This window comes from Streptomyces sp. DT2A-34 (assembly GCF_030499515.1).
Classification (GTDB): Bacteria; Actinomycetota; Actinomycetes; order Streptomycetales; family Streptomycetaceae; genus Streptomyces.
Genome location: NZ_JASTWJ010000001.1, coordinates 184227 through 206073 on the forward strand (window position 1 = coordinate 184227; position 21847 = coordinate 206073).

Annotated in this window: 16 protein-coding genes and 2 pseudogenes; 9 read left to right on the forward strand and 9 right to left on the reverse strand. The window is 71.0% G+C overall.

What is annotated here, in order from left to right:
• Positions 1-78: 78 nt before the first annotated feature.
• Positions 79-2550 (forward strand): CBM35 domain-containing protein, encoded by a 2472-nt coding sequence (locus QQM39_RS00930; RefSeq protein ID WP_301994649.1) that lies wholly within the window; start codon positions 79-81, stop codon positions 2548-2550.
• A gap of 81 nt (positions 2551-2631) precedes the next feature.
• On the opposite strand, the gene QQM39_RS00935 is transcribed toward QQM39_RS00930, so the two are convergent.
• Both QQM39_RS00935 and QQM39_RS00940 read right to left on the reverse strand, forming a co-directional pair.
• Positions 2632-4401 carry an ABC transporter ATP-binding protein gene (locus tag QQM39_RS00935; protein WP_301994650.1) on the reverse strand — a complete coding sequence of 590 codons (1770 nt, stop codon included), beginning with the start codon at positions 4399-4401 and terminating at the stop codon, positions 2632-2634.
• A 122-nt stretch (positions 4402-4523) separates the two neighbouring features.
• Positions 4524-5384 carry an aldo/keto reductase gene (locus QQM39_RS00940; RefSeq protein WP_301994651.1) on the reverse strand — a complete coding sequence of 287 codons (861 nt, stop codon included), beginning with the start codon at positions 5382-5384 and terminating at the stop codon, positions 4524-4526.
• A gap of 326 nt (positions 5385-5710) precedes the next feature.
• Between QQM39_RS00940 and QQM39_RS00945 the strand changes: the two genes are divergently transcribed.
• A complete protein-coding gene (locus tag QQM39_RS00945) occupies positions 5711-6598 on the forward strand; it encodes a Gfo/Idh/MocA family protein (protein ID WP_301994652.1) in 888 nt (295 codons plus the stop codon).
• A 171-nt stretch (positions 6599-6769) separates the two neighbouring features.
• Here the strand turns inward: QQM39_RS00945 and QQM39_RS00950 are convergent.
• Together QQM39_RS00950 and QQM39_RS00955 are read right to left on the reverse strand one after the other, a co-directional pair.
• Positions 6770-7093 (reverse strand): annotated as a pseudogene (locus tag QQM39_RS00950) (hypothetical protein); the annotation flags it as partial.
• Between the two features lie 154 nt (positions 7094-7247).
• A complete protein-coding gene (locus QQM39_RS00955) occupies positions 7248-8144 on the reverse strand; it encodes a GNAT family N-acetyltransferase (RefSeq protein WP_301994653.1) in 897 nt (298 codons plus the stop codon).
• Between the two features lie 490 nt (positions 8145-8634).
• Between QQM39_RS00955 and QQM39_RS00960 the strand changes: the two genes are divergently transcribed.
• Positions 8635-9831 carry a beta-1,3-glucanase family protein gene (locus tag QQM39_RS00960; RefSeq protein WP_301994654.1) on the forward strand — a complete coding sequence of 399 codons (1197 nt, stop codon included), beginning with the start codon at positions 8635-8637 and terminating at the stop codon, positions 9829-9831.
• A 209-nt stretch (positions 9832-10040) separates the two neighbouring features.
• Entirely contained in the window at positions 10041-10247 is a 207-nt protein-coding gene (locus QQM39_RS00965) for a hypothetical protein (RefSeq protein WP_302003429.1), read from the forward strand.
• A gap of 93 nt (positions 10248-10340) precedes the next feature.
• Here QQM39_RS00965 and QQM39_RS00970 read toward each other — a convergent pair whose 3' ends face one another.
• Positions 10341-11477 carry a sulfite oxidase gene (locus tag QQM39_RS00970; protein ID WP_301994655.1) on the reverse strand — a complete coding sequence of 379 codons (1137 nt, stop codon included), beginning with the start codon at positions 11475-11477 and terminating at the stop codon, positions 10341-10343.
• Between the two features lie 197 nt (positions 11478-11674).
• On the opposite strand from QQM39_RS00970, the gene sthA reads away from it, so the two are divergent.
• On the forward strand, positions 11675-13078 hold the full coding sequence (gene sthA, locus QQM39_RS00975) for a Si-specific NAD(P)(+) transhydrogenase (RefSeq protein ID WP_301994656.1): 1404 nt from the start codon (positions 11675-11677) through the stop codon (positions 13076-13078).
• A 10-nt stretch (positions 13079-13088) separates the two neighbouring features.
• Here sthA and QQM39_RS00980 read toward each other — a convergent pair whose 3' ends face one another.
• Positions 13089-13592 carry a DUF5709 domain-containing protein gene (locus QQM39_RS00980; RefSeq protein WP_301994657.1) on the reverse strand — a complete coding sequence of 168 codons (504 nt, stop codon included), beginning with the start codon at positions 13590-13592 and terminating at the stop codon, positions 13089-13091.
• 312 nt (positions 13593-13904) lie between these two features.
• On the opposite strand from QQM39_RS00980, the gene QQM39_RS00985 reads away from it, so the two are divergent.
• Both QQM39_RS00985 and QQM39_RS00990 read left to right on the forward strand, forming a co-directional pair.
• A complete protein-coding gene (locus tag QQM39_RS00985) occupies positions 13905-15350 on the forward strand; it encodes an APC family permease (protein WP_301994658.1) in 1446 nt (481 codons plus the stop codon).
• Positions 15351-15361: 11 nt separating this feature from the next.
• Positions 15362-16333, forward strand: coding sequence for a hypothetical protein (locus QQM39_RS00990; RefSeq protein WP_301994659.1), 972 nt, complete (start codon positions 15362-15364; stop codon positions 16331-16333).
• Positions 16334-16348: 15 nt separating this feature from the next.
• Here QQM39_RS00990 and QQM39_RS00995 read toward each other — a convergent pair whose 3' ends face one another.
• The 3 genes and pseudogenes from QQM39_RS00995 to QQM39_RS01005 form a co-directional block, all read right to left on the reverse strand.
• On the reverse strand, positions 16349-17497 hold the full coding sequence (locus tag QQM39_RS00995) for a HoxN/HupN/NixA family nickel/cobalt transporter (protein ID WP_301994660.1): 1149 nt from the start codon (positions 17495-17497) through the stop codon (positions 16349-16351).
• Between the two features lie 195 nt (positions 17498-17692).
• A pseudogene (gene prcB / locus QQM39_RS01000) lies at positions 17693-18545 on the reverse strand (proteasome subunit beta).
• Between the two features lie 254 nt (positions 18546-18799).
• Positions 18800-20152, reverse strand: coding sequence for a hypothetical protein (locus QQM39_RS01005; protein WP_302003430.1), 1353 nt, complete (start codon positions 20150-20152; stop codon positions 18800-18802).
• Between the two features lie 391 nt (positions 20153-20543).
• Here QQM39_RS01005 and QQM39_RS01010 point away from each other — a divergent pair, with 391 nt between their 5' ends.
• Both QQM39_RS01010 and QQM39_RS01015 read left to right on the forward strand, forming a co-directional pair.
• Entirely contained in the window at positions 20544-21224 is a 681-nt protein-coding gene (locus QQM39_RS01010; protein WP_301994661.1) for a nucleoside/nucleotide kinase family protein, read from the forward strand.
• A 6-nt stretch (positions 21225-21230) separates the two neighbouring features.
• On the forward strand, positions 21231-21836 hold the full coding sequence (locus QQM39_RS01015; RefSeq protein WP_301994662.1) for a hypothetical protein: 606 nt from the start codon (positions 21231-21233) through the stop codon (positions 21834-21836).
• Positions 21837-21847 lie beyond the last annotated feature (11 nt).

A 21847-nucleotide genomic window follows, 5' to 3' on the forward strand; every position in this document is an offset into this window, starting at 1 on the left:
ACCGGATTCCGTACGGGATCCGGTACCGGATTCCGTGCCAGAACCGCCTTGATATCAGCCGCACTTGGAGCAGCCACCATGGCAGCCACTCTCCCCGCCGCGGGCCCCGCGGCCGCTGCCGACCCGCAGCGCCTCACCGTCGACCTGTCCGCCTCCGAGGGGCCGGTGATGCTCGGCGCCAACGGTGCGCTGTACGGGCTGAGCGACGACGGGGTGCCCAGCGACGCCGCGCTGGAACCCCTGAAGATCACCAGCATCTCGCAGAAGCCGGAGGGCGGCGCCCAGCACCCCAACGGCGACGCGCTCACCGTCTCGAAGTCGTTCTTCCGCAACGGCGGCGGCGAGATCAACGTGATGATGCAGGACATCTACGCCAAGTGGCCGTACGAGGATCTCGGCATCGACGACTACCTCCCCAAGGTCGACAAGATCGCCAAGGAGGTCTCGGCCGACCCCAACAGCGAGCGGTTCGTCTACATCCCGTTCAACGAGCCCGACCAGATCTGGTACAAGCTCGGCGTCGCCGACCAGGCCCAGTACGAGGCCAACCGGGACCGGTTCTTCAAGGACTGGAAGACCGTGTACCAGCGCATCCGGGCGATCGACCCGGACGCGAGGATCGCGGGCCCGAACGAAGCCGCCTACCACACCCGCCTGTTGAAGGACTTCCTCGCCTTCGCCAAGCGGGAGGACGTCCTGCCGCAGGTGATGACCTGGCACGAGCTGGGCTCCGGCTCGCTGCGCGACTTCCAGGCGCACTACGACGACTATCGCAAGCTCGAGCGCGAGGCGGGCATCGCCCCGCTGAAGATCAACATCGACGAGTACGCCAACCGCCGTGACCTGTCCGTGCCGGGGCAACTCGTCCAGTGGGTCTCGATGTTCGAGCGGAACAAGGTGTACGCGAACCAGGCCTACTGGGATGCCGCCGGCAACATGGACGGCAACGTGGTGCGCTCGAACATCCCCAACGGCGGCTGGTGGTTCTTCCGCTGGTACGCCGGGCTGACCGGTGACACGGTCAAGGTGACCCCGCCGCAGCCCAACACGATCGACACCCTTCAGGGCCTGGCTTCGCTGGACCCCTCCCGCCGCCAGGCGCAGGTCCTGCTGGGCGGCTCCGCCGGCGACTCCGACGTCGTGGTGCGGGGCGTCGACCGGTCCCTCTTCGGGGGTACGGTCACCGCGACCGTCGCCGAGGCCGCCTGGTCCGGCTACGAGGGGCAGCACGCGACGCCGCAGGTCCTCGCCCGTACGAAGGTGAAGGTGGCGGACGACGGTTCGGTGACCGTCCCGCTGCGCGGCATGCACAAGATGTCCGCCTACCGGATCGTCCTCACCCCCGGCGGCACGGGCACCCCCTCCCCCGCCACCGTCCCCTGGTCGGCGTCGTACGAGGCCGAGGCGGCCGCCATCACCGACGGCAAGGTCTACACCCAGGGCACGGTCCAGAACGCCAACGGCTACGCCGCCTCCGGCACGAAGGACGTCGGCTCCCTCAACCAGGCCACCAGCAAGGTCGACTTCACGGTCACGGTGCCGCGCGAGGGGGCGTACGACCTGGCGATCCTGTACGGCAACCAGTCCGGCACCCCCGCCACGCAGAAGCTGTCCGTCGACGGAGGGGCCCCGGTCACGGTGACCTACCCCTCCACGGAGAACTGGACCTACCGCGCCAAGAAGGACGTCACTCTGCGGCTGTCCGCAGGCACCCATGTCCTCACGCTCGCGAAGGGCGACGCCGAGGTCACCCTCGACCGCGTCGACCTGACCGCCCGCGCGGGCGCGGCGTCCGCGTCGTACGAGGCCACGCTGGCGGACATCAGCGGGAAGCCGTCGTACGACTACGCGTCGTCGGCCGGCGTGGGCACCGGCTCGCTCGTCCTGCGCTTCGGGGACAAGGCGGTGTTCGACGTCTACGCCCCGCGTGACGGCTACTACACGGTGGTGCCGCGGGCCTCGGCGCCGGTGCGGCTCGCGCTGCACGGCGAGACGGTGACGGCGGCGCCCGGACGCGCCCTGCGGCTCTACCTGGTGGCGGGCAACAACCGCGTCGCGGTGACGGCGGGGCACGCCTCGGTCCGCTCCCTCGACGTGTCGGGCGACGGATCGACGTCCGGCACGCTCTCCTACGGGGCCGCCTCGGCCACCCTCGCGGGCGGGGCCGAACTCGTCGACTCGGCGTACGCCTCCGCCGGTTCCTACATCGGCAAGCTCGGCAACAGCCCCTCCAGCACCGCCGAGTTCACGGTGCGGGCGCCCAGCTCCGGCCGCTATGTGCTGGTCGTCCACTACGCGCACAACGACCGGCGCGACAACGGCCACGCCTACAACACGGACATCATGTCCCGTACGGCGGACATCACCGTGGGGAACGCGGCGCCGGTGAAGGTCACCTTCAAGAACACCTGGAGCTCGGACGACTACTGGACGCTGGGCGTTCCCGTCGACCTGAAGAAGGGCGCTAACAAGGTGATGTTCGGCAACGCGACGGCGTGGGCACCGAACATCGACCGCATCGAACTGGGCCGGGTCGTGGACCGGCCGTAGTCCGGCCGCTCCAACCGGTCCACCCGCTGCACCCGGCCTCGTACCGAGTCGGTACGAGGCCGGGTGCGAGGTGGACGAGCGTCAGGCGACCTGTCCGCTGTGCAGTGCGGTGTACGCCCCGTTGCGGTGCAGGAGTTCCTCGTGGGTGCCGATCTCCCGGATTCGGCCGTCGTCCATCACCACGATCCGGTCGGCACCGCGCACGGTGGACAGCCGGTGTGCCACCACGAAGGTGGTGCGGCCGTGCAGGAGGCGGGCGAGGGCCTGCTGGACGAGGGTCTCCGAGTGGGTGTCCAGGGCCGAGGTCGCCTCGTCGAGGACGAGCACCCTCGGGTCCCGGATCAGGGCCCGGGCGATGGCCAGGCGCTGCCGCTGTCCGCCGGACAGGCGTGCCCCGCGCTCACCGACCAGGGTGTCGAGGCCCTGCGGCAGCCGGTCGACGAACTCCAGCGCGTTGGCATCGCGCAACGCCGCGCGCACCGTCTCCTCGTCGGCGTCGTCCATGCCGTAGGCGACGTTCTCGCGGATCGTGCCGTCGAAGAGGATCGACTCCTGCGGCACGACCGAGACGAAGCGACGGTACGTGCGCAGGTCGAGGGTGTTCATGTCCGTGCCGTCGAGCAGCAGGCGGCCGGAGGTCGGGCGGATGAAGCCGATGACGAGGTTGAGCACAGTGGACTTGCCCGCACCGGAGGCGCCGACGAGGGCGATGGTCTCCCCCGGCGCGACGGAGAGACTGAAGTCCCGTACGGCCGGGTGGCCGCTGTCCTCGTAGGCGAATCCGACGCCCTCGAAGGTCACGGCGCCGCGCAGCGAGGTGAGTTCGGCCTTGCCCTCGTTGTCCTCCAGTTCGGGGGCCTGGAGGACCTCGCCGACGGAGCGGACGGACTCCAGTCCCTTGGTGATGACCGGGGCCAGCCCTGCCAACGTTGTCGTGGAGTTGGTGAGGGTGGTCAGGAAGGCGCTCAGCATGACGACGTCACCGGCCGTCACGCCCCAGACGCCGTAGTACGAGATCAGCGCCGCGCCGGCGAGGACCAGCACGCCGACGACGTTCAGCACCACCCAGGCGAGCGAGCCGAAGCGGCCGTTGACGAGGTCGAGGCGCATGCCGGAGGTGAGCAGCCGGTGCAGGGTGCTGTCCATGCGGCGCAGCGCCTTGCCCTCCAGGCCGTGGGCGCGGGTGACCGGGATGAGGCGGGTCATCTCCGTCACCCGGGAGGACAGGGTCTCGACCTCGTGGCGGAAGTGCTCGTTGTGGGTGCGCAGACGAGCCCGCAGACGGGCGACGACGAGTGCGGCGGCGGGCACGACGACGAGGAAGACGGGCACGAACTCCGGTGTGCGTACGGCGATGATGACGAGGCCGCCGATGAGCACGGTGCCCGCGCCGAGCCCCGTCTCCGCGGTCTGCTGCACCATCTGCTCGACGGTCTCCACATCACGCACGACCTTGGCCTGCAGCACACCGGCGCTGACGCGCGAGTGGTAGCCGATGGAGAGCTGCTGCATGCGCGTGCACAGCGCGGAGCGCAGGCCGGTGCCCATCCGGCGCACGCTGCCGTACAGCAGGCGTACGTACAGCACGTGCAGGGGGTAGTTGACCAGCAGGATGAACATGATGACGCCGGTGCTCAGCCACAGCTTGCTGATCGGCTGGTGCTGGACGACGGTGTCGATGATGGACGCGGTGATCAGCGGCAGCAGCCAGACCGGGCTGTGCTTGACCGTGAAGATGCCGACCGCCGCCGCGAGGCGGTGGCGGTCGGCGCGGAACAGATAGGCCAGCGTGCGTACGGGGTGTTCGCCGCGGTAGCGGTGGTCGAGCGGTCTCTCGTGTGACGACGCCATCGGCGTTGTCCTTCCCAGGGTTCCGAATGAGAGCAAGCGCTTCCCCATCCCTTCTCGGGAGGAATACACGCCCGGTCGCGCACGGATTCCCGGCAGAAGGTTTCAGCGGACTCCCGGAAGGTTCAGACGGCGGCGTCCAGCTCCGCGATCTCCTCGGCCCCGAGCACGAGGTCGGTCGCGGCGAGTGAGTCCAGGATCGTCTCCGGCCGGCTCGCGCCCGGGATCGGCACGACGACCGGCGACTTGGCGAGCATCCAGGCCAGGCACACGCGCTGCGGGCTCACCCCGTGCGCCTCGGCGACCCGGGCGAACGGGGCGTAGGCGGAGCCCAGTTCGCGCGCCCGGGAGATGCCACCGAGGGGGCTCCAGGGCAGGAACGCGATGCCGAGTTCGTCGCACAGGCGCAGCTCCGGCTCGCTGGAGCGGAACGCCGGGGAGAACTGGTTCTGCACGGAGACCAGCCTGCCGCCCAGGATGTCGTTCGCCTGCCTGATCTGGTCCGGGTTCGCGTTGGAGATACCGGCCATGCGGATCTTGCCCTCGTCGAGCAGCTCGCGTACGGCGCCGACGGACTCGGCGTACGGCACCCTCGGGTCGGGGCGGTGGAACTGGTAGAGCCCGATGGCCTCCACGCCGAGCCGGCGCAGGGAGCCCTCACAGGCTTCCTTGAGGTGCCGGGGGCTGCCGTCAAGCGTCCAACTCCCGTCGCCGGGGCGCAGATGGCCGCCCTTCGTGGCGACCAGGACGTCCTTGCCCAGGTCGTGGGAGGCGAGGGCCTTGGCGATCAGGGTCTCGTTGTGACCGACCTCGTCGGCGTCCCGGTGGTAGGCGTCCGCGGTGTCGATCAGGGTCGCGCCGGCGTCGAGCGCGGCATGGATCGTGGCGAGCGAACGGGCCTCGTCCGGGCGCCCCTCGATGGACATGGGCATCGCGCCCAGTCCGATCGCGCTGACCTCGACGTCACCGATGCGGCGGGTGTGCATGGGGTCGTGACCTCTTTCGACTGTCGCGCGGGAAACGTTGTCGTCGGCGGGTGGGCCGCGGATCACGGCCGTTTTGGACCGACTCCAGCGTGGCTGTCCGGACGCGAGAGGTCCAATAGAAGAAAGAGAACGCATTCAGCGACGGCGCCACTGAATCCGTGGTGCCGAGTTCGGCCGCCCGTCCGCCCATCCGCTTGCGCGGCCTCCCGGTTGGTGTGGCACGCTCACCCTCGACCGAGCGGCCGATCGGGTATCGGCCGGCCGACCGTCCCGGCGTCGGTCGCGGAGGTTTCGGCACAGTGATCGGCACAGTGAGAGGCGGCGGCATGCGCATCGGACTGCTCGGCACCGGCCCGTGGGCCCAGATGGCCTACGCTCCCGCCCTGGGCCGGCACCGTGAACTGGACTTCGCCGGAGTGTGGGGCCGACGTACGGCCGCCGCAAAGGAGTTGGCCGACACCTACGGCGTGCGTGCCTACAACGACGTGGACGCGCTGTTCGCCGACGTGGACGCCGTGGCCGTCGCCCTGCCGCCGGCCGTGCAGGCCGACCTGGCGGTGCGGGCCGCGCGGGCGGGCTGTCATCTGCTGCTGGACAAGCCGCTGGCGCTGACGGTGCGGGAGGGACGGGCGGTCGTCGAGGCCGTCGAGGAGGCCGGTGTGGCCTCGGTCGTGTTCTTCACCGTCCGTTTCCAGTCGGAGACGGAGGCGTGGATCACCGAACAGGCGGCCGTGGACGGCTGGTTCACGGGCCGTGCGCAGTGGCTGGGCGCCGTTTTCAGCGGTGACGGCAACCCGTTCGCGGCCTCACCGTGGCGACGGGAGAAGGGCGCCCTGTGGGACGTGGGCCCCCATGCCCTGTCCGTGCTGCTGCCGATCCTGGGTGACGCCCGGCGCGTGACGGCGGCCGCACACGGGCCCGGCGACACCGTCCATCTGGTCCTCGATCACGTCAGCGGCGCGTCGAGCACACTCGCCCTGAGCCTCACGGCGCCGCCCGCGGCGGCGGGGGCAGCGGTGGAGCTGCGGGGCGCGGCCGGTGTGACGCTGCTTCCGGAGAGCGCCGACAGCGCGGTGTCCGCCCTGATCCGTGCCGGGGACGCCCTGCTGGCCGCCTCCCGAACCGGGCGCGCTCATGCGTGCGACGCGGCGTTCGGTCTGCGGGTCACCGAGATTCTGGCGGCGGCCGAAGCACTGTTGAACGGCGGTGCGTGACGGCGTGGTGGGACAGGTCCGGGAGGTCGCAGCCGCCCGATACCTCGATGCTCCGGGCGCTGACCAGCGGCTGCTCCCGGAGAACTCTGTGGCAATGATCGCGCCGCTGTCGTCGGGGTCGCCGACCCGGCCGAGCGCGGTCCTCGCGGCGAGGGCCGGGACCTGGCCCTGCTCTTCGAACGGCTCGTCGCTCCACCGGAACCAGGCTCTGTCACCCTCGATGTGCAGCAGGAACTCGGCGACCGGGCCGTCCGGCGAGGACAGTGAGACGCGTCTTCGGATCTCGTCGTAGGCCGCCTCCCACGCCTCCCAGACCTCGTCGTAGTCCCGCTCCAGCAGGGCCGGTTCACGGGCGAACAGGTCGCGTACCGCGTCGTATCCCGGACCGGGCGTGAAGCGCCCCGACAGCCACGGGAAGTCGGCCTCGTCGATCAGGATCTCCCCGACCGGCTCGTCGCTGCTTCGGACCTGCCAGACCTCGCCGTCGGACCCCATGCCGCCTCCGTCGCCCGCTGTCGATCAGACCGCCGGCCAGCATGCCACCCGGCACTGACAGGCGGCCCGGACCCGAAGTCGGGACCGGGCCGCCCCTCGGCTACTGCCCCTCAGCTACTGCTCCTCGGCTACTGCTCCTCGGCTCTACGCCTCGCTACGCCGACTCCGCCGCATGGAAGTCGATGCGCTCCCTTACGACGGGGAAGCCCGCCTTGGCGAAGTTCGCGGCCATGGGGAAGTTGCCCTGGTCCGTCGCGCCGCTGATGAACTCCGCGCCCTGCTCGACGAGGAAGTGGGTGCACTCGGCGAGGAGGTCGTAGGCGTAGCCGTGGCCGCGCTGTTCCGGGACGACTCCGATGAAGCCGATGGTCGGGCCGCCTGGATTGTGTGCCGGGATGTGGATGCCCGCCAGGTCGCCCTCAGGCGTGTGCGCGACCTGCCACCACTCCCGTGGAGACGGGCACCAGTTGAAGAAGTCCAGCTCCTCCCGGGCGGCCTGGTCGAGGCCGCCCTCCTCGATGGCCCGCAGCGCGTGGGCGTCGAGGGTGACGGAGTGGATGCGGCGCAGCGCGTCGAAGAAGACCGCATCGTCGGGTTCGGCGCGGAAGCGCAGGCGCCCGGGCCGCTCGGGCAGGCCGTGCTCCGGGGTCCAGCGGTACAGGAAGCGTTCCACCAGGAGTTCGTAGCCGGCCGCACGTGCGGCGGTGAAGCGGGCCTCGGCGGCGGCTTTCAGGTCGGGGGCGTCCCGCCAGCCGCCAGGCAGGTTGATCTCCAGTTCGACCTGCCAGGGGGCGGAGCGCAGGAGTTCGGCGCCGGCCTCCTCCTCGCCCTCGGCCACGTCGAACCAGTTGATGTTGAGGGGCTCCGAGTCGTCGGGGCCGCCCCACCAGGCGCCGCGGGCGACGACCGCGCCGTCGCGCAGGGCGACTCGCTTCCACTCGGGGCGGAACCGGGTCCGCGGGTGGCCCTCACGGGCATTCAGCGGGTCGGGGTGTGCGTCGAAGAGATGGGCGTCGCTCGCGGAGAGCGCGCGGATGACCAGATCGGTCACGGATTCCTCCGGGATAAAAGGCTGCTTGGAGCGCTCCCGGTCAGATCTGACGCCACACGCCGGGGCAACGGAAAAGGGAGCGCTGGAAAGGTGTGAACCGCACGGCACTCGCCTCCTTCCGTTCGTCTCAGGGCGTGGATCCACACGGTACGTGATCTTCATCGGGTGCGTCCACGGGTTTTTCGCGGGTCCTGAGCGACGCCCCACCGAGCATAGGAGAGCGCTCTCAAGAGCCCGGGCGACTTAAGTGGGCCTTAGGAGAGGGTTAAGCCGTCGTGGGCATTCCGTGGTCTTTCACGTTCCCACAGCTGAGGGGAGTTTGGGCGCCCTGCGGACCCATTGGCCGATGCGGGGGTCGTGCGTAGCATCGGGGCCCACCGGCTGCGGCAGCGCCTGGTTCGAGAGCGCTCTCAGAGCGGCCTCCGGACGGACGGTGCACGTCGCCGCCCCTGCCCAAGTACCCCCACAAGTACTCCGGGAGACCCCCCACATGACTTCCCGCCATCAACGCCCTCTCGGTCGTCGCAGGCTTCTCCTCGCCCTCGGCGGCACGGCGGTGGCCGTCCCCACCGTCGCCGCCGTGGCCCCGTACGCCCTCGCGGACGGCGTCACGCCCGCCGCGGCGGGCCCACTGCCGCTGACGATCGTCAATGACAGCGGCTCCTTCGGCAACGCCAACGTCCACGTCTACATCGTCGGCAACCAGGACGGCAGGCAGGTGCGCGTCACGCCCGACGGCACCCTCGCGCCGATCGCGGTGTCGGACAACGGCCCCGACGGCTTCACCGACTACGCCATCGGCCTGGCCGGCAGCGGCGAGACCCGGCTGTCCCTCCCCCACATGTCCGGGCGGATCTATGTGTCGCTCGGCCAGAAGCTCAAGTTCAAGGCGGTCACCGACGGCAACGGAAACGCCGCCCTGCAGTACCCGGCGGGCTGGGTGACGTCGGACCCCAACTACCCGGTGCTGCACGACTGCGCCGAGTTCACGTACAACGCCGGCGGCATGTTCTGCAACACCACCATGGTCGACATGTTCAGCGTGCCGCTGAGCATTCGGCTGACCGGCGCCAAGGACCAGACGACGGGCAGACTGCGGGCCGGCGGGCGGGCGGCCGCCTTCGCCGCGGTGCGCCAGGTCGAGGAGTTCGCCCGGCTCGTCGTGGATGACACGCGCGTCATCGCGCCGGGGCACGGCCTGGACGCCGGTCTGTTCGCGCAGGACTACTTCGCCCCGTACATCGACGAGGTGTGGAGCACGTACACCGGGCGGGACCTGACCGTCACCACCAACGCGGGGACGTTCACGGGACGGGTGCGCGGTGAGCGGTTCGCCTTCGGCGGGCCGGCTCAGGTGTCCTTCGCCAAGCCGTCGACCCGGGACGTGCTGTTCTGCGACGGCGATCTCGCCGCACCCAACGACGGCACGACCGGCCCCGTCGCCGCCGTACTCGGTGCCGGGTTCAACCGCTCGACGCTGCTCAGCCACCCGGCCCAGCCGACGACCGACGCCGCCGCCTTCTACCGGACCGGCCTGACCAACCACTACGCCAAGGCGATGCACACGGCCACCGAGGACGGCAAGGCGTACGGCTTCGCCTTCGACGACGTGGCCGACTTCGCCTCGTACATCCAGGACACGGCGCCGACGGGGATCAGGCTGACGCTCACGCCCTTCGAGGGCTGACGCGGCCCGTGAGGGCGCCCGGTCACGGGCTCGGTCGGTTTCAGCGCGGGAGCGGAGAGGTACCCCGGGTGTCCAGGGGCCGACCGGTGCGCAGCGGGTCAGTCACGGCGCCTCCGGATGCAGGGTCCGCTCCGGCGTTGAATGGTGATAGCAGACCCGATGACCGCACCGGGCCCGAAGTAGTGATCCGGATCCGAGGAGCAGAGATGATGCCGACGTCCCAGCCCGAAGCCTCCGGGCCGTCCGGGGAGCGCGCCACCCCGGACGACCTGCTCCACGCCCGCACCGGCACCGATGTGTCTCCCGAGGACATCGTGCTTGCCTCAGGCAAGGACCTCACCCCGCGCACCCTGGAATGGGCCAAGCGCAAGCTGGCGGCGGAGGGTGTCTCCGCCCTCGACAAGCTGCTGCCCTAGCCGAGAGGGCCACGAGCCGCACGGTCGCCCCCGGGTGCGGGTCGGCACCCGGGCGGCGTATGCGCCTGCCGTGCCGCACCGCCTCGGCCGGACTCACCCGCCCTCGCCCTCGTCCTCCTGCGGACAGAGCACCGGCACCCGCTGCACGAGGTTGTTGGCGAAGCCCCCGCGGTTCCAGGGCGGGACCAGTGGCTGGGTGTGGCCCCCGGCGTCGGTGGCCCGTGCGCTCAGCACGTGTGCGCCCGGCGTCGCCGTCCAGCTGTGCCGCCAGCGGCGCCACGCCCACCGGTGACCGGTGTCCGGCTCCAGCTCGGCCTCCTGCCAGCTGCGTCCCGCGTCCGTGCTGACCTCGACGCACGTCACCGGCCCACGCCCGGACCAGGCACGCCCCTCCAGGGTCACCGGGCCGGGCCGGACCACGCGGGAACGGGACATGAAGTCGGGGAAGCCCGGGGGGACGAGCAGGGCGCGAGGGGCGACGCGGGTGACGGGTTCGCCCACGTCCTCGGGGTGCCGGCGCAGCCGGTAGGCCACGGCCTGCTGGAACCCCGTGAAGGGCACGTCGGTGACGGTCACCTCGCGCAGCCACTTCACGTGTGCCATGCCGTACCAGCCGGGCACGACCAGCCGTAGCGGGCGGCCGTGCTGCGGGGGCAGCGGGGCACCGTTCATGGCGTACGCCACCAGCACCTCGGGATCGCTGCCCGTGGCGACGTCCACCGGCAGGGCGCGCTGGTAGTCCTGCTCGACGCCGCGCTCGACCCCGTGGTCGGCGCCCGTGAAGACCACGTCAACCGCGTCGGCCTCGACTCCGGTCTCGGCGAGCAGCAGGCGCAGCGGTACGCCGGTCCACTCGGCGGTGCCGACCGCCTCGACCAGCCAGGGCTGGCTCACCGGCCGGGGCGTCAGCAGGGCCCGGCCATTGCCCGCGCACTCCAGGGTGACCCGGGTGGTGACCTGCGGGAACGTCCGGAGGTCGGCGAGGTTCAGGCGCAGCGGGCGGCGGACGCGGCCGCCGAAAGTCAGCTGCCAGGGGGCGTCGTCGGGGACGTACGGGATGTCGTAGTGGGTCAGGACGTAGTGCAGGCCCGGCGGGGTGAGGTCGTAGCGCAGGGCTTCGAGCGGCAGGCCGTGGTTGCGGGTCGCGAGCGCCAGTTCGTCCCGGCCGATGCTTTCGTCGGGGGCGGCCAGCCTGGCCGGTGCGCTCATGTCGGCGAGTCGATGCGCCATACCGGCATTATCGACCCATACGTGTATGTCGTGCCGGACCGTCGTGACCGACCCCGGCAGCCCCGGCGGGGGGCCTGGGCGCTCCGGCATCGGCAGGTGGGCGGCACAACTCCCTTTCCCTCCCTGTTACTTCACACCGGCAATGGTTTCGGGCTCACCCTTCCGAAAGGGGTCTCGCGGCTGTCAGACTCCTGAGGGTGCCCGACTTCGACATGCTCGTCATCGGATCCGGACCGGGCGGCCAGAAGGCCGCCATCGCCGCGGCCAAGCTGGGCCGCCGGGTCGCCGTCGTCGACCGCCCCGACATGGTCGGCGGCGTCTCCATCCACACCGGGACCATCCCCTCCAAGACCCTGCGCGAGGCGGTGCTGTACCTGACCGGCCTCACCCAGCGTGATCTGTACGGCCAGAGCTACCGGCTCAAGGAGGACATCACCGTCGCCGACCTGACCGCCCGCACCCAGCACGTGGTCGGCCGTGAGGTGGACGTCATCCGCAGCCAGCTCTCCCGCAACCACGTCGCGCTGTACGCCGGCACGGGGCGGTTCGTCGACCCGCACACCGTCGCCCTGCGCGAGGTCACCGGCCACGAGCGGCTGCTGACCGCCGAGCACGTCGTCATCGCCACCGGTACCCGGCCCGCGCGGCCGACCAGTGTGGAGTTCGACGGTCGGACGATCATGGACTCGGACAACGTCCTGGCGCTGGAGCGGGTTCCGCGCTCCATGGTCATCGTGGGTGCCGGTGTGATCGGCATGGAGTACGCCAGCATGTTCGCCGCGCTCGGCAGCAAGATCACCGTGGTGGAGAAGCGGGCGGGGATGCTCGACATGTGCGACGTCGAGGTGATCGAGTCGCTCAAGTACCACCTGCGGGACCTCGCCGTGACGTTCCGCTTCGGGGAGACCGTCGCCGCGGTGGAGCGGCATGCACGCGGGACGCTGACCGTCCTGGAGAGCGGCAAGAAGATCCCCGCCGACGCGGTGATGTACTCGGCGGGCCGGCAGGGGCTCACCGACGAGCTGGACCTGGACAAGGCGGGGCTGACCGCGGACCCGCGCGGCCGGATCACGGTCGACGAGCACTACCGCACCGAGGTGCCGCACATCTATGCCGTCGGCGACGTCATCGGCTTCCCGGCGCTGGCCGCGACCTCGATGGAGCAGGGGCGGGCGGCGGCGTACCACGCCTTCGGGGAGCCGGTCGGCCGGATGCACAACCTCCAGCCGATCGGCATCTACACCATCCCCGAGATCAGCTTCGTGGGACGGACCGAGGACCGGCTCACGGAGGACCGGGTGCCGTTCGAGGTCGGCATCTCCCGCTACCGGGAGCTGGCCCGCGGACAGATCATCGGCGACTCGCACGGCATGCTGAAGCTGCTGGTCTCCCCCGAGGACCGCACGCTCCTCGGTGTGCACTGCTTCGGTACGGGGGCGACGGAACTCATCCACATCGGGCAGTCGGTGATGGGGTGCGGCGGGACGGTCGACTACCTGGTCGATGCCGTGTTCAACTACCCGACGCTCGCGGAGTCGTACAAGGTCGCCGCCCTGGACGCCACGAACAGGCTGCGCCAGATCGACCGGATCGGGGACTGAGCCCCTCGTATCAGCTCTCCTGGCCGCCCTCCGGCAGGCGGGCGTCGTCCTCGACCACGTGCATCGCGGCCTCCTCCGCGCCGGCGGCTCCGCCGTCGACGCCCTGGTCGAAGGCGATCTCCTCCTTCGTGGTGTCGGGGCCGGTGCCCTCGTCCGGGGCGAGCAGGCGGCCCGCGCGGTCGGCGCCCGCCTCGGGGTCGACGGGTTCGCCCTCGCCGCCCGGCAGGTCGCCCACGCCGTCACCGGCGGGCTCGGACACCTCGGGGACCTCCTGGGTGAGCCGCTCGTCGAGGGTCTCGCCCTCGTGCTGTTCGGCGGCCGTGGTGCCGTGCTTGGTGACCCCGAGCGGCTTCTCCGGCGGGGAGTAGCCCTCGTCGAGCATGTCGTCGTAGGTCCGCTCGTCGACGGCGTCCTGCAGGTCGAGCGGCGCCGCGTCCTGCTGTTCCTCGTTGCTGCCGGTGGGCTGGTAGGCGTCGTCCGCCATCGGCTCGGAGGGCGTGTGTCCCGTGCCCATGCTCGCCTCCCTCACTCGCGTGCGTCGGCTGGTCGTGCGCTGTGCGTGTCCTGAACCGCGTTTCCCGTTGCGCGCTCTCCAACCCCGGAAGATCCAGCCGACCTTGAAGGCTCAATGAGGGGAGATATCATCACTCGCACACACGGCGTGACCGTACGGCGACGCGCCGACGTGCCGTATCCGCCACCCCTTTGTGCCGCCCCTGCCCCGAGGCCATCCCTCAGCGGTTCGTGGCGTTGTACCACCCCACCCCCCATACGCCGTCGGGGCCGGTTCGCCCTCGCGTCGTGCACAACGGAAAGCAGCGCATCCATGAGCAACAGCAGGGGCAGAGGGCTGCAGGCCAATGTCCTCGGTACGTTCGACACGGTGGTGATGGCGGTCGCGGGCAGTGCCCCGGCGTACTCGATCGCCGCGACCACGGCGGTCCTCGTCGGCACGGTGGGCCTGGCCAGCCCGGCCGCGCTGCTGTACTGCGCGATACCCATGCTGGGCATCGCGCTGGCCTTCAGCTACCTCAGCCGGATCGACGTGAACGCGGGCGCCAGTTACTCCTGGGTCGGGCGTACGCTGCACCCCTTCCTGGGCTTCATCAGCGGTTGGGCGCTGGTGATCTCGGCGACCATCTTCATGGTGGCGGGTTCCCTGCCGGCCGGGTCGATGACGCTCGCCCTCTTCGACGAGGAACTCGCCCGGAACACCGCGCTGTCGACGCTGGTCGGCGCCGGCTGGTTCCTGATCATGCTGTGCGTGGTGCTGGGCGGTGCTCGCCTCACCGTCCGGGCACAGCTCGTGATGTCCGGTGTCGAGCTCGCCATCCTGGCCCTGTTCGTCGTACTGGCCCTCTTCCACTCGGGAAGTGCCCGGGCGTTCGACTGGTCCTGGCTCGGCTTCGGGCACTTCGACGGGGTGAGCGGATTCGCCTCGGGGGCGCTGATCGCCGCGTTCTACTACTGGGGCTGGGACGTCACCAGCAACCTCAGTGAGGAGACCCGCAACAGCCGCCGTACGACGGGCCTCGCGGGGCTCATCGGGGTCGGCATCGTGTTCCTGCTGTTCGAGGTGTTCACGATCGCGGTGAACGTTATCCTCTCCTCGAAGCAGATCCAGGAGAACGACGCCAACGTGCTGGCGGTGCTCGGGGAGGAGGTGTGGCCGGGCTGGGGCGGCAAGTTGCTGATCGTGGCGGTGATGCTGTCCACCGTCGCCACCCTGGAGACCACGCTGATCCAGGTCACGCGCTCGCTGTTCGCGATGGGCCGCGACCGTACGATGCCGTCCGCGCTGGGCCGGGTGCACCGCCGGTGGAACACGCCGTGGGTGGCGGTCGCGGTGGTCGGCGTCGTGGCGCTGGGCACGGTGGGCGACATCCTCTCCGACGCGATCTCGGCCATCGGCCTGCAGATCGCCGTCTACTACGGGCTGACGGGCCTCGCGGTGGTCGTCGCCTACCGCAAGATGCTGCTGAAGTCGGTGGGCAACCTCGTGCTCGGTGGTCTGTGGCCGCTGTTCGGGGCCCTGTTCATGTTCTGGATCTTCGTCGAGTCGCTGGGCGAGCTGAGCACGTCCGCGATCGCGATCGGCATCGGCGGTCTCGCGGCCGGGCTCATCCCGATGCTCTGGTACTGGCGGCAGGGCAGCGACTACTACCGGCCGGCCAAGCTGGACGCCACACGGACCGTCGAGGCGGACTACGTCCCGGCCGGCGCCGGCGGCACGAACTCCCTTGTCCACGAGGGTCTTCCCACCGACTTCTGAGGGGACCCGCCATGTCGAGAGGCACCTCGAAACGCGACCTCACTCCCGACTTCGACCCAGACTGCGGGGACGCGCCCCTCACCTGCGCCCGCCAGGACATCGTCATCGGCCGCTGGCAGGGACTGCGGGAGCTGCTGCGGGTCACCGGCCCCGACTGGCTGGTGCGGGGGCACCGGGTCCGGCTGCTCGCCCAGGCCTGTGCGGGCAGTTCGACGGTGGAGTCGTGGCTGGCCGCCGAACCGCACAGCGCCGACGCGCTGGTGCTGCGGGCGGCGACGGAGACGGCCCGGGCGTTCCATCTGGCCATCACCGCGGGCCGGGGCGTACCGATCGACCGGCAGCGCATCGACACCGCGGTGCTGTCGTGCCTCAGGGCCGCCGACGCCTACCCGGACGATCCGACGCCGTGGATCTCGCTGATCTCCGTCGCCCGGCTGTATCCGTCGGGCGTACGGCGGCAGGAACTGGGGCTGTGGTGGGACGAGTTGCACCAGCGCGACCCGTACAGCGTGGAGGGCCACCTCCAGGTCCTGCACTACTACTCCTCGCGCTGGCACGGCACCCACGGCCAGATGTACGACTTCGCCCGCGACGCGGCCGGCGTCGCGCCGCCCGGCTGCGCGCTGCCGGTGCTCGTGCAGTACGCCCGGGTCGAGGAGTTCCGCTACGCCCTGGACGCGGCCAAGGGACAGCATGCCTCCGTGGGCCTCGGCCAGCACTGGAGTCACGACGGCGCCGTCAGTGACGTACGCCGCACCTGGGAGCGCTGGATCAAGGGCCGCACCGACAACAGCGTGGCCCCCGGCGAGCTGCGCGACCTCAACTACCTGACGCACGCCGCGTGTTACGCGGGCGCCCACGACATCGCCGCGCCCCTGTTCCGGATGCTGGGGCGCCGCGCCACGCGGGCTCCGTGGGTGTATCTCGGCGATCCGGAGAAGCAGTTCGTGCGGTGGCGGGGGGAGATGGTGCTGCGCGGGTGACGGTTCGTCCTCGTCTCAGGGCGATTCGACGCGCGGACCGGCTGCCCACCTCTCCTCGATCCGGCCGATCCGCCACACCAGGAGGGCGACGATCCAGGTCACGGCGAACAGGCCTACGACGACGAAGCCGGCCGTGTTGAGGTCGAGGCCGGTGATCCAGCTCCAGAACGGGCCGTGCAGGGCTAGGCGGTCGGCGAGGAGGGCGAGGAGTTCGACCGTGCCGATGAGCAGGGCGACCGCGACGGACAGGCCGGTGACGGTGAGGTTGTAGTAGACCTTGCGGACCGGCTGGGAGAACGCCCAGCCGTAGGCGAAGTTCATGAACGTGCCGTCGATCGTGTCCAGGAGCGACATGCCGGCGGCGAAGAGGACGGGCAGGCAGACGATCGCGTACCAGGGCAGACCGGAGGCCGCGCCCGAGCCGGCCAGGACCAGCAGGGCGACCTCGGTCGCGGTGTCGAAGCCGAGGCCGAAGAGCAGGCCGAGCGGGTACATGTGCCAGGGCTTGGTGACCGACCCCGTGACCCGGCCGAGGAGCCGGTTCATGAAGCCGCGTCTGTTCAGCTGCTCTTCCAGGGCCGCCTCGTCGTAGCGGCCCGAGCGCATCCGGCGGAACACCTTCCAGATGCCGGCGAGGGCGACCAGGTTGATCGCCGCGATCAGATAGAGGAAGGCCCCGGAGACCGTCGTACCGATCAGGCCGGTGATGTCGTGGAGGCGGGAGTCGTCGTCGCGGACCGGTCCGGCCAGGGTCTTCACACCGAAGGAGAGCAGCAGCGCCAGCGCCAGGACGACGCTGGAGTGGCCGAGCGAGAACCAGAAGCCGACCGACAGCGGCCGCTGCCCCTCCCCCATCAGCTTGCGGGTGGTGTTGTCGATCGCCGCGATGTGGTCGGCGTCGAAGGCGTGCCGCATGCCGAGCGTGTACGCGGTGACGCCGATACCGATGCCGAAGGACTGCGCGCCGATGCTGTAGTGCTCGGGCGCCACGACGGCGACGAGAGTGAACCAGCCGATGACATGCAGGGCCAGCACGAACGCGGCCATGCCGCCGACCCTGCTCCACTCCTGCCGCGTCATGGACGTGCGGACGCGGTGCCAGGCCGTGCGCTGTGCGGGGGCCGTGGCGGGGAGGGTCGGAGTGGAGTCAGGGGCAGCCGTCATCGGGGAGGGAAGGACTTTCTTGGGGAGGGCGGCTGCGATGTACAGCCTGCAGCCATCCTCCAGTACTTGCAAACCATGTGCAGTAAAGGCCGTGGCAGTTCTTGGCCATGGAAACCAAAGCGCTTGGCCATGGAGAGGGAAAACGGGAAAGGAGAACGGGGGAGGGAGAACTCGCGGCGAGGGCGAACGGACCCGTCAGGGGGCGGCGTTCGGGCCGTCGGGACGGCCGCGGCGCTGCTCCACGATCTCGCGGCTCAGCTCCTCGGTCTCGGACTCGGGCAGCCGCTCGAAGCCGTCCTGCGTGATCACCGAAACGATGGGGAAGATCCGGCGGCTGATGTCCGGTCCGCCGGTCGCGGAGTCGTCGTCCGCCGCGTCGTACAGCGCGTGCAGCGCGGCCAGGACCGCCTCGCGCCGGGACATCCCCGGACGGTACAGCTTCTTCAGAGCGCCGCGGGCGTACGGCGATCCGGAGCCCTCGGCGTGGAAGTCGTACTTCTCGTACGGTCCGCCGACCACCTCGAAGTCGAAGATGCGTCCTCGCGCGCCCTCGGGGGCTCCGAAGTCGTAGCCGACGAGGAGCGGAACGACGGCGAGGCCCTGCATGGCCTGGCCGAGGTTCTGGCGGATCATGGTCGCGAGCCGGGTCGCCTTCGCCTTGAGGGTCATCGGGATGCCCTCGATCTTCTCGAAGTGCTTCAACTCGACCTGGTACAGCTTCACCATGTCCAGCGCGAGTCCGACGGTGCCGGCGAAGGCGACCGCGGTGTAGTCGTCCGCGGGGTGGACCTTCTCCAGGTCGCGCTGGGCGATGAGGTTGCCCATGGTGGCCCTGCGGTCGCCGGCGATCAGCACGCCGTCGCGGTAGGTCAGGGCCAGCACCGTGGTGCCGTGCGGGAAACGGTCGGCCGCGGCGCGGACACCGTCGGGGAAGGGGCGGCGTGGGCAACAGGGCCGGACGGTGGGCGGCCAGGAACTCGGTGAAGGACGAGGTCCCCGGAGTGAAGAACTCCTCCCCCAACCGCCCGTCGTGCTCACTGCTCGCCATCACGCTCCCCCTCCTCCACCCGGACCGCCGGCCGGCCGCCAACCGGACTCCTACCTGAACCCACCGCCGGGGAAACGCCTTTGGCGCGCCCAGTGCCCTGCGCCGACCGGCCACGATGCCGACGGCGCCAGGGCCCGCCCGCGCCTGGCTCGCAGCGGGCCGGCCACGCGAACGGTCGTCAGGGCGGCGAGCGTGAGGGCGGTGTGTCGGGTAGGCACGTCCGCGCCGGGGCGCGGCGAGGGCCTGCTCCGGTGTTACGGCGGGCCGCCCGCGCCCGGCGCAGGGGCGATGCGGACCTCCAGGCGGTCGAGGCGGTGGAGTTCCCAGTCGCGGGCGTACCGGGGCGGCTTGCCGCCGGGGGTGGTGAGGGCGCCGACCGGGACGCCGCGGGCGGTCCGCAGGATGTCGGCCTCGGTGGTGTTGGCGTTGTGGCCGTGGGTCGCCCCGGAGGAGCAGCCCGTGTAGTAGCCGACGGGAATGGCCTCGTGCCCGGTGAGCAGACAGGGCGGGCGTACGCCGAGGCGATGGAGTTCGGCGGCGGAGCGGGCCCAGGCGTCGCGGCTCGCGGTCGTACGGTTCACGGTGCGGTGCAGGACGGCGTACTGCACGGCCAGATGTCCGGCCAGCCCGAGCGCGATCACCACGGCGACAGCCGGGCGCCACCGGCCGGACGGCGTGATGACGAGGTCGAGCAGGGCGTCCGCCACGGGGATGGCGAGGAGGGCGTAGGCGGGCAGGAGGAAGCGGGGGGCCGCGTATCCGATGAGGAACAGGTAGGGGAAGGCGGCCGTCGCGGCGCAGAGCAGCGGGACCAGGGTGCGGGTGGTGCGTACGCCTCGGATCGCGACCGCAAGACCGTAGGCGGCGAGCAGGGGGATGACGAACCACCAGGCGAAGACGACCGGGTGGGGCATCTCGCCGTCGCAGGGCCGGCACAGGGCGCTTCCGACGAGGCTACGCAGCTGGTCGTCGACGGCGAGGTTCCAGCCGAGGTCGCCCTGGATGCGGGAGGCCTCGTTCAGCCGTTCGCGCAGGCCGCCGTAGCTGAGGTACGCCTCGATCACCCACTGGACGCCGCCGGCCGCCAGGCCTGCCACGAGGGCGGCCCCGAGTCGCCAGTGCTGTGCCACCAGCGCGAGGACGAGCAGCGGCAGCGTGACCCATACGGCGTCGGTGGGCCGCATCCACGCCATCAGCGCGGCACCGGCCACCACGCCCCACAGGGCCCGCCGGTCGAGGCGGCGCAGGCGGTCCGCGCGGGTGCGCAGGAAGCAGCCGACGCAGAGCAGGGCGCCGAACGCGACCCAGAGGTTGGGCATGGCCTGCGGGCCGTAGAAGAGGGTCACCCACAGGGTTGCGAAGCAGGCGCCCGCGCCGGCCAGGACGCGGGCCGGGAACAGTCCGCGCCAGGCACGCAGGGCGAGGTACAGGCCGAGTCCGGACAGGACGGCGAGAAAGATGCGCAGCAGTGTCGTGGACGACGACCAGGAGGCGATGGGCCACACCAGCAGCGAGACGCCACGCGCGCGTGGCGCGCTGAAGAAGGCGGCCGGCGCCTCGGTGCCGACCTGGCTGACGTACACCACCTCGTCCCAGCCGAGGCCCATCGAGGGCCGCACGAGGAGGAGTTGGGTGAGGCTGAAGAGGCCCGCCACCGCGGCGAGCAGACCGTCACGGCCCGACCGCCACGACCTGTTGGCCACGAGCGCGTCGTCGCGCCACCCCGTACTCACGAGCATGGGCTTCGTGCCGTGGGCCATCGTCCGCCCCTCCCCCTACGCGTCGTAGGGTTTCTGAGCCCCGCAGCCAGGCGAGTTGGACAGCGGGGAGCCAAGGAAACAGGGAAAACACGGACAAACTAACCCGCTGGGAACAAACGTGCAGCGCGATGTTCGGCCAGGCGCCTGACGCGGTCCGCCGTCCACTACCGACGTCCACTCCGGCCGTCGTCTCCCGACGGGGCGTCGGTCGTGCCGGCCGGGTGACACACTCTGCTGTGTGGCTCTGACCTTCGACGATCTCCTCGCCCGCGCCCGGTCCCTCCCCCGCGACGGCCGCCGTGCCGTCCTCGGCATCGCGGGCAGCCCCGGTGCGGGCAAGACGACGCTCGCCGAGCATCTCGTGCGGGAGCTGAACGGTGCCGGGGAGCCCTGGGTCACGCATGTGCCGATGGACGGCTTCCACCTCGCCGACGTCGAGCTGGACCGGCTGGGGCGCCGGGACCGCAAGGGTGCGCCCGACACGTTCGACGCGGCGGGGTACGCGGCGCTGCTGCGCCGCCTGCACGAGGAGGCCGGCGGCGACACCGTCTACGCCCCCGGCTTCGAGCGGGTCCTGGAGCAGCCGATCGCGGGGGCCGTTCCCGTGGAGCCGACGGCCCGGCTGGTGGTGACCGAGGGCAACTACCTGCTGCTGGAGACGGGGGCGTGGGCGCGGGTGCGGTCGCAGCTGGACGAGGTGTGGTTCTGCGAGCTCGACGAACCGGAGCGGATCCGGCGGCTCGTCGCCCGGCACGAGGAGTTCGGCAAGCCGCACGAGCAGGCGGTGGCGTGGGTGCTGGGCTCGGACCAGCACAACGCGCAGCTGGTCGCCGCGACCCGGGACAGGGCGGACCTGATCGTGCCGGGCACGGCGTTCTCCCTCCCCCGGGAGCCGTCGGCCGCCCGCGCGAGGGCCTGAGCCTCCATGGGGCTGGACATCACCGTTCTCGCGGTGGACTGGGAGCGGTTGGAGTCGACCGCGGTGGGTCGGCGGCTGGAGTTGCTGGAGGATGCCGCGTTTCCCGACATCGAGCTGGACTGGGACGCGGGGCCGGAGGGGGGGTGGGTGTGCCCGGCGGCACCGGATCTGCCCTGGTGCGCCCGGTACGTGTTCCACCGCACCAGCGGCTCGTACAAGCCGCACTTCTGGGCCGGGCAGGCCTGGGACGACGTACGGGAATTCGCCGAACCCGGGCTCCGCGAGGGCCTCGACGGGTTCCTGCGGGACCTGTTCTGGCACGACGACCCGGTGACGCCGCCGCTCGACGGGCTCGTCCATGACGCCGACGATCCACGGCGGCCCGGCCTGCTCGTCGCCTGCCCGCCGAAGACGGTATCGGCCCTGGCCGCCCGCTGGGCCGGCGTCGAGCCGTCACTGGAAGGGCTGCGTGCGGCGTACGACGTCCATGCCGCACGTCCGGGCGGATGGATCGAGGACTTCGACGGCTTCGCCGTACTGCTCCGCGAGTGGGCGGTGGTCGTCCGCGCGGCCGAGCAGCGCGGGTGGGGGCTGCTCGGCCTGCCGTGGTGAGGGGTGCGCCC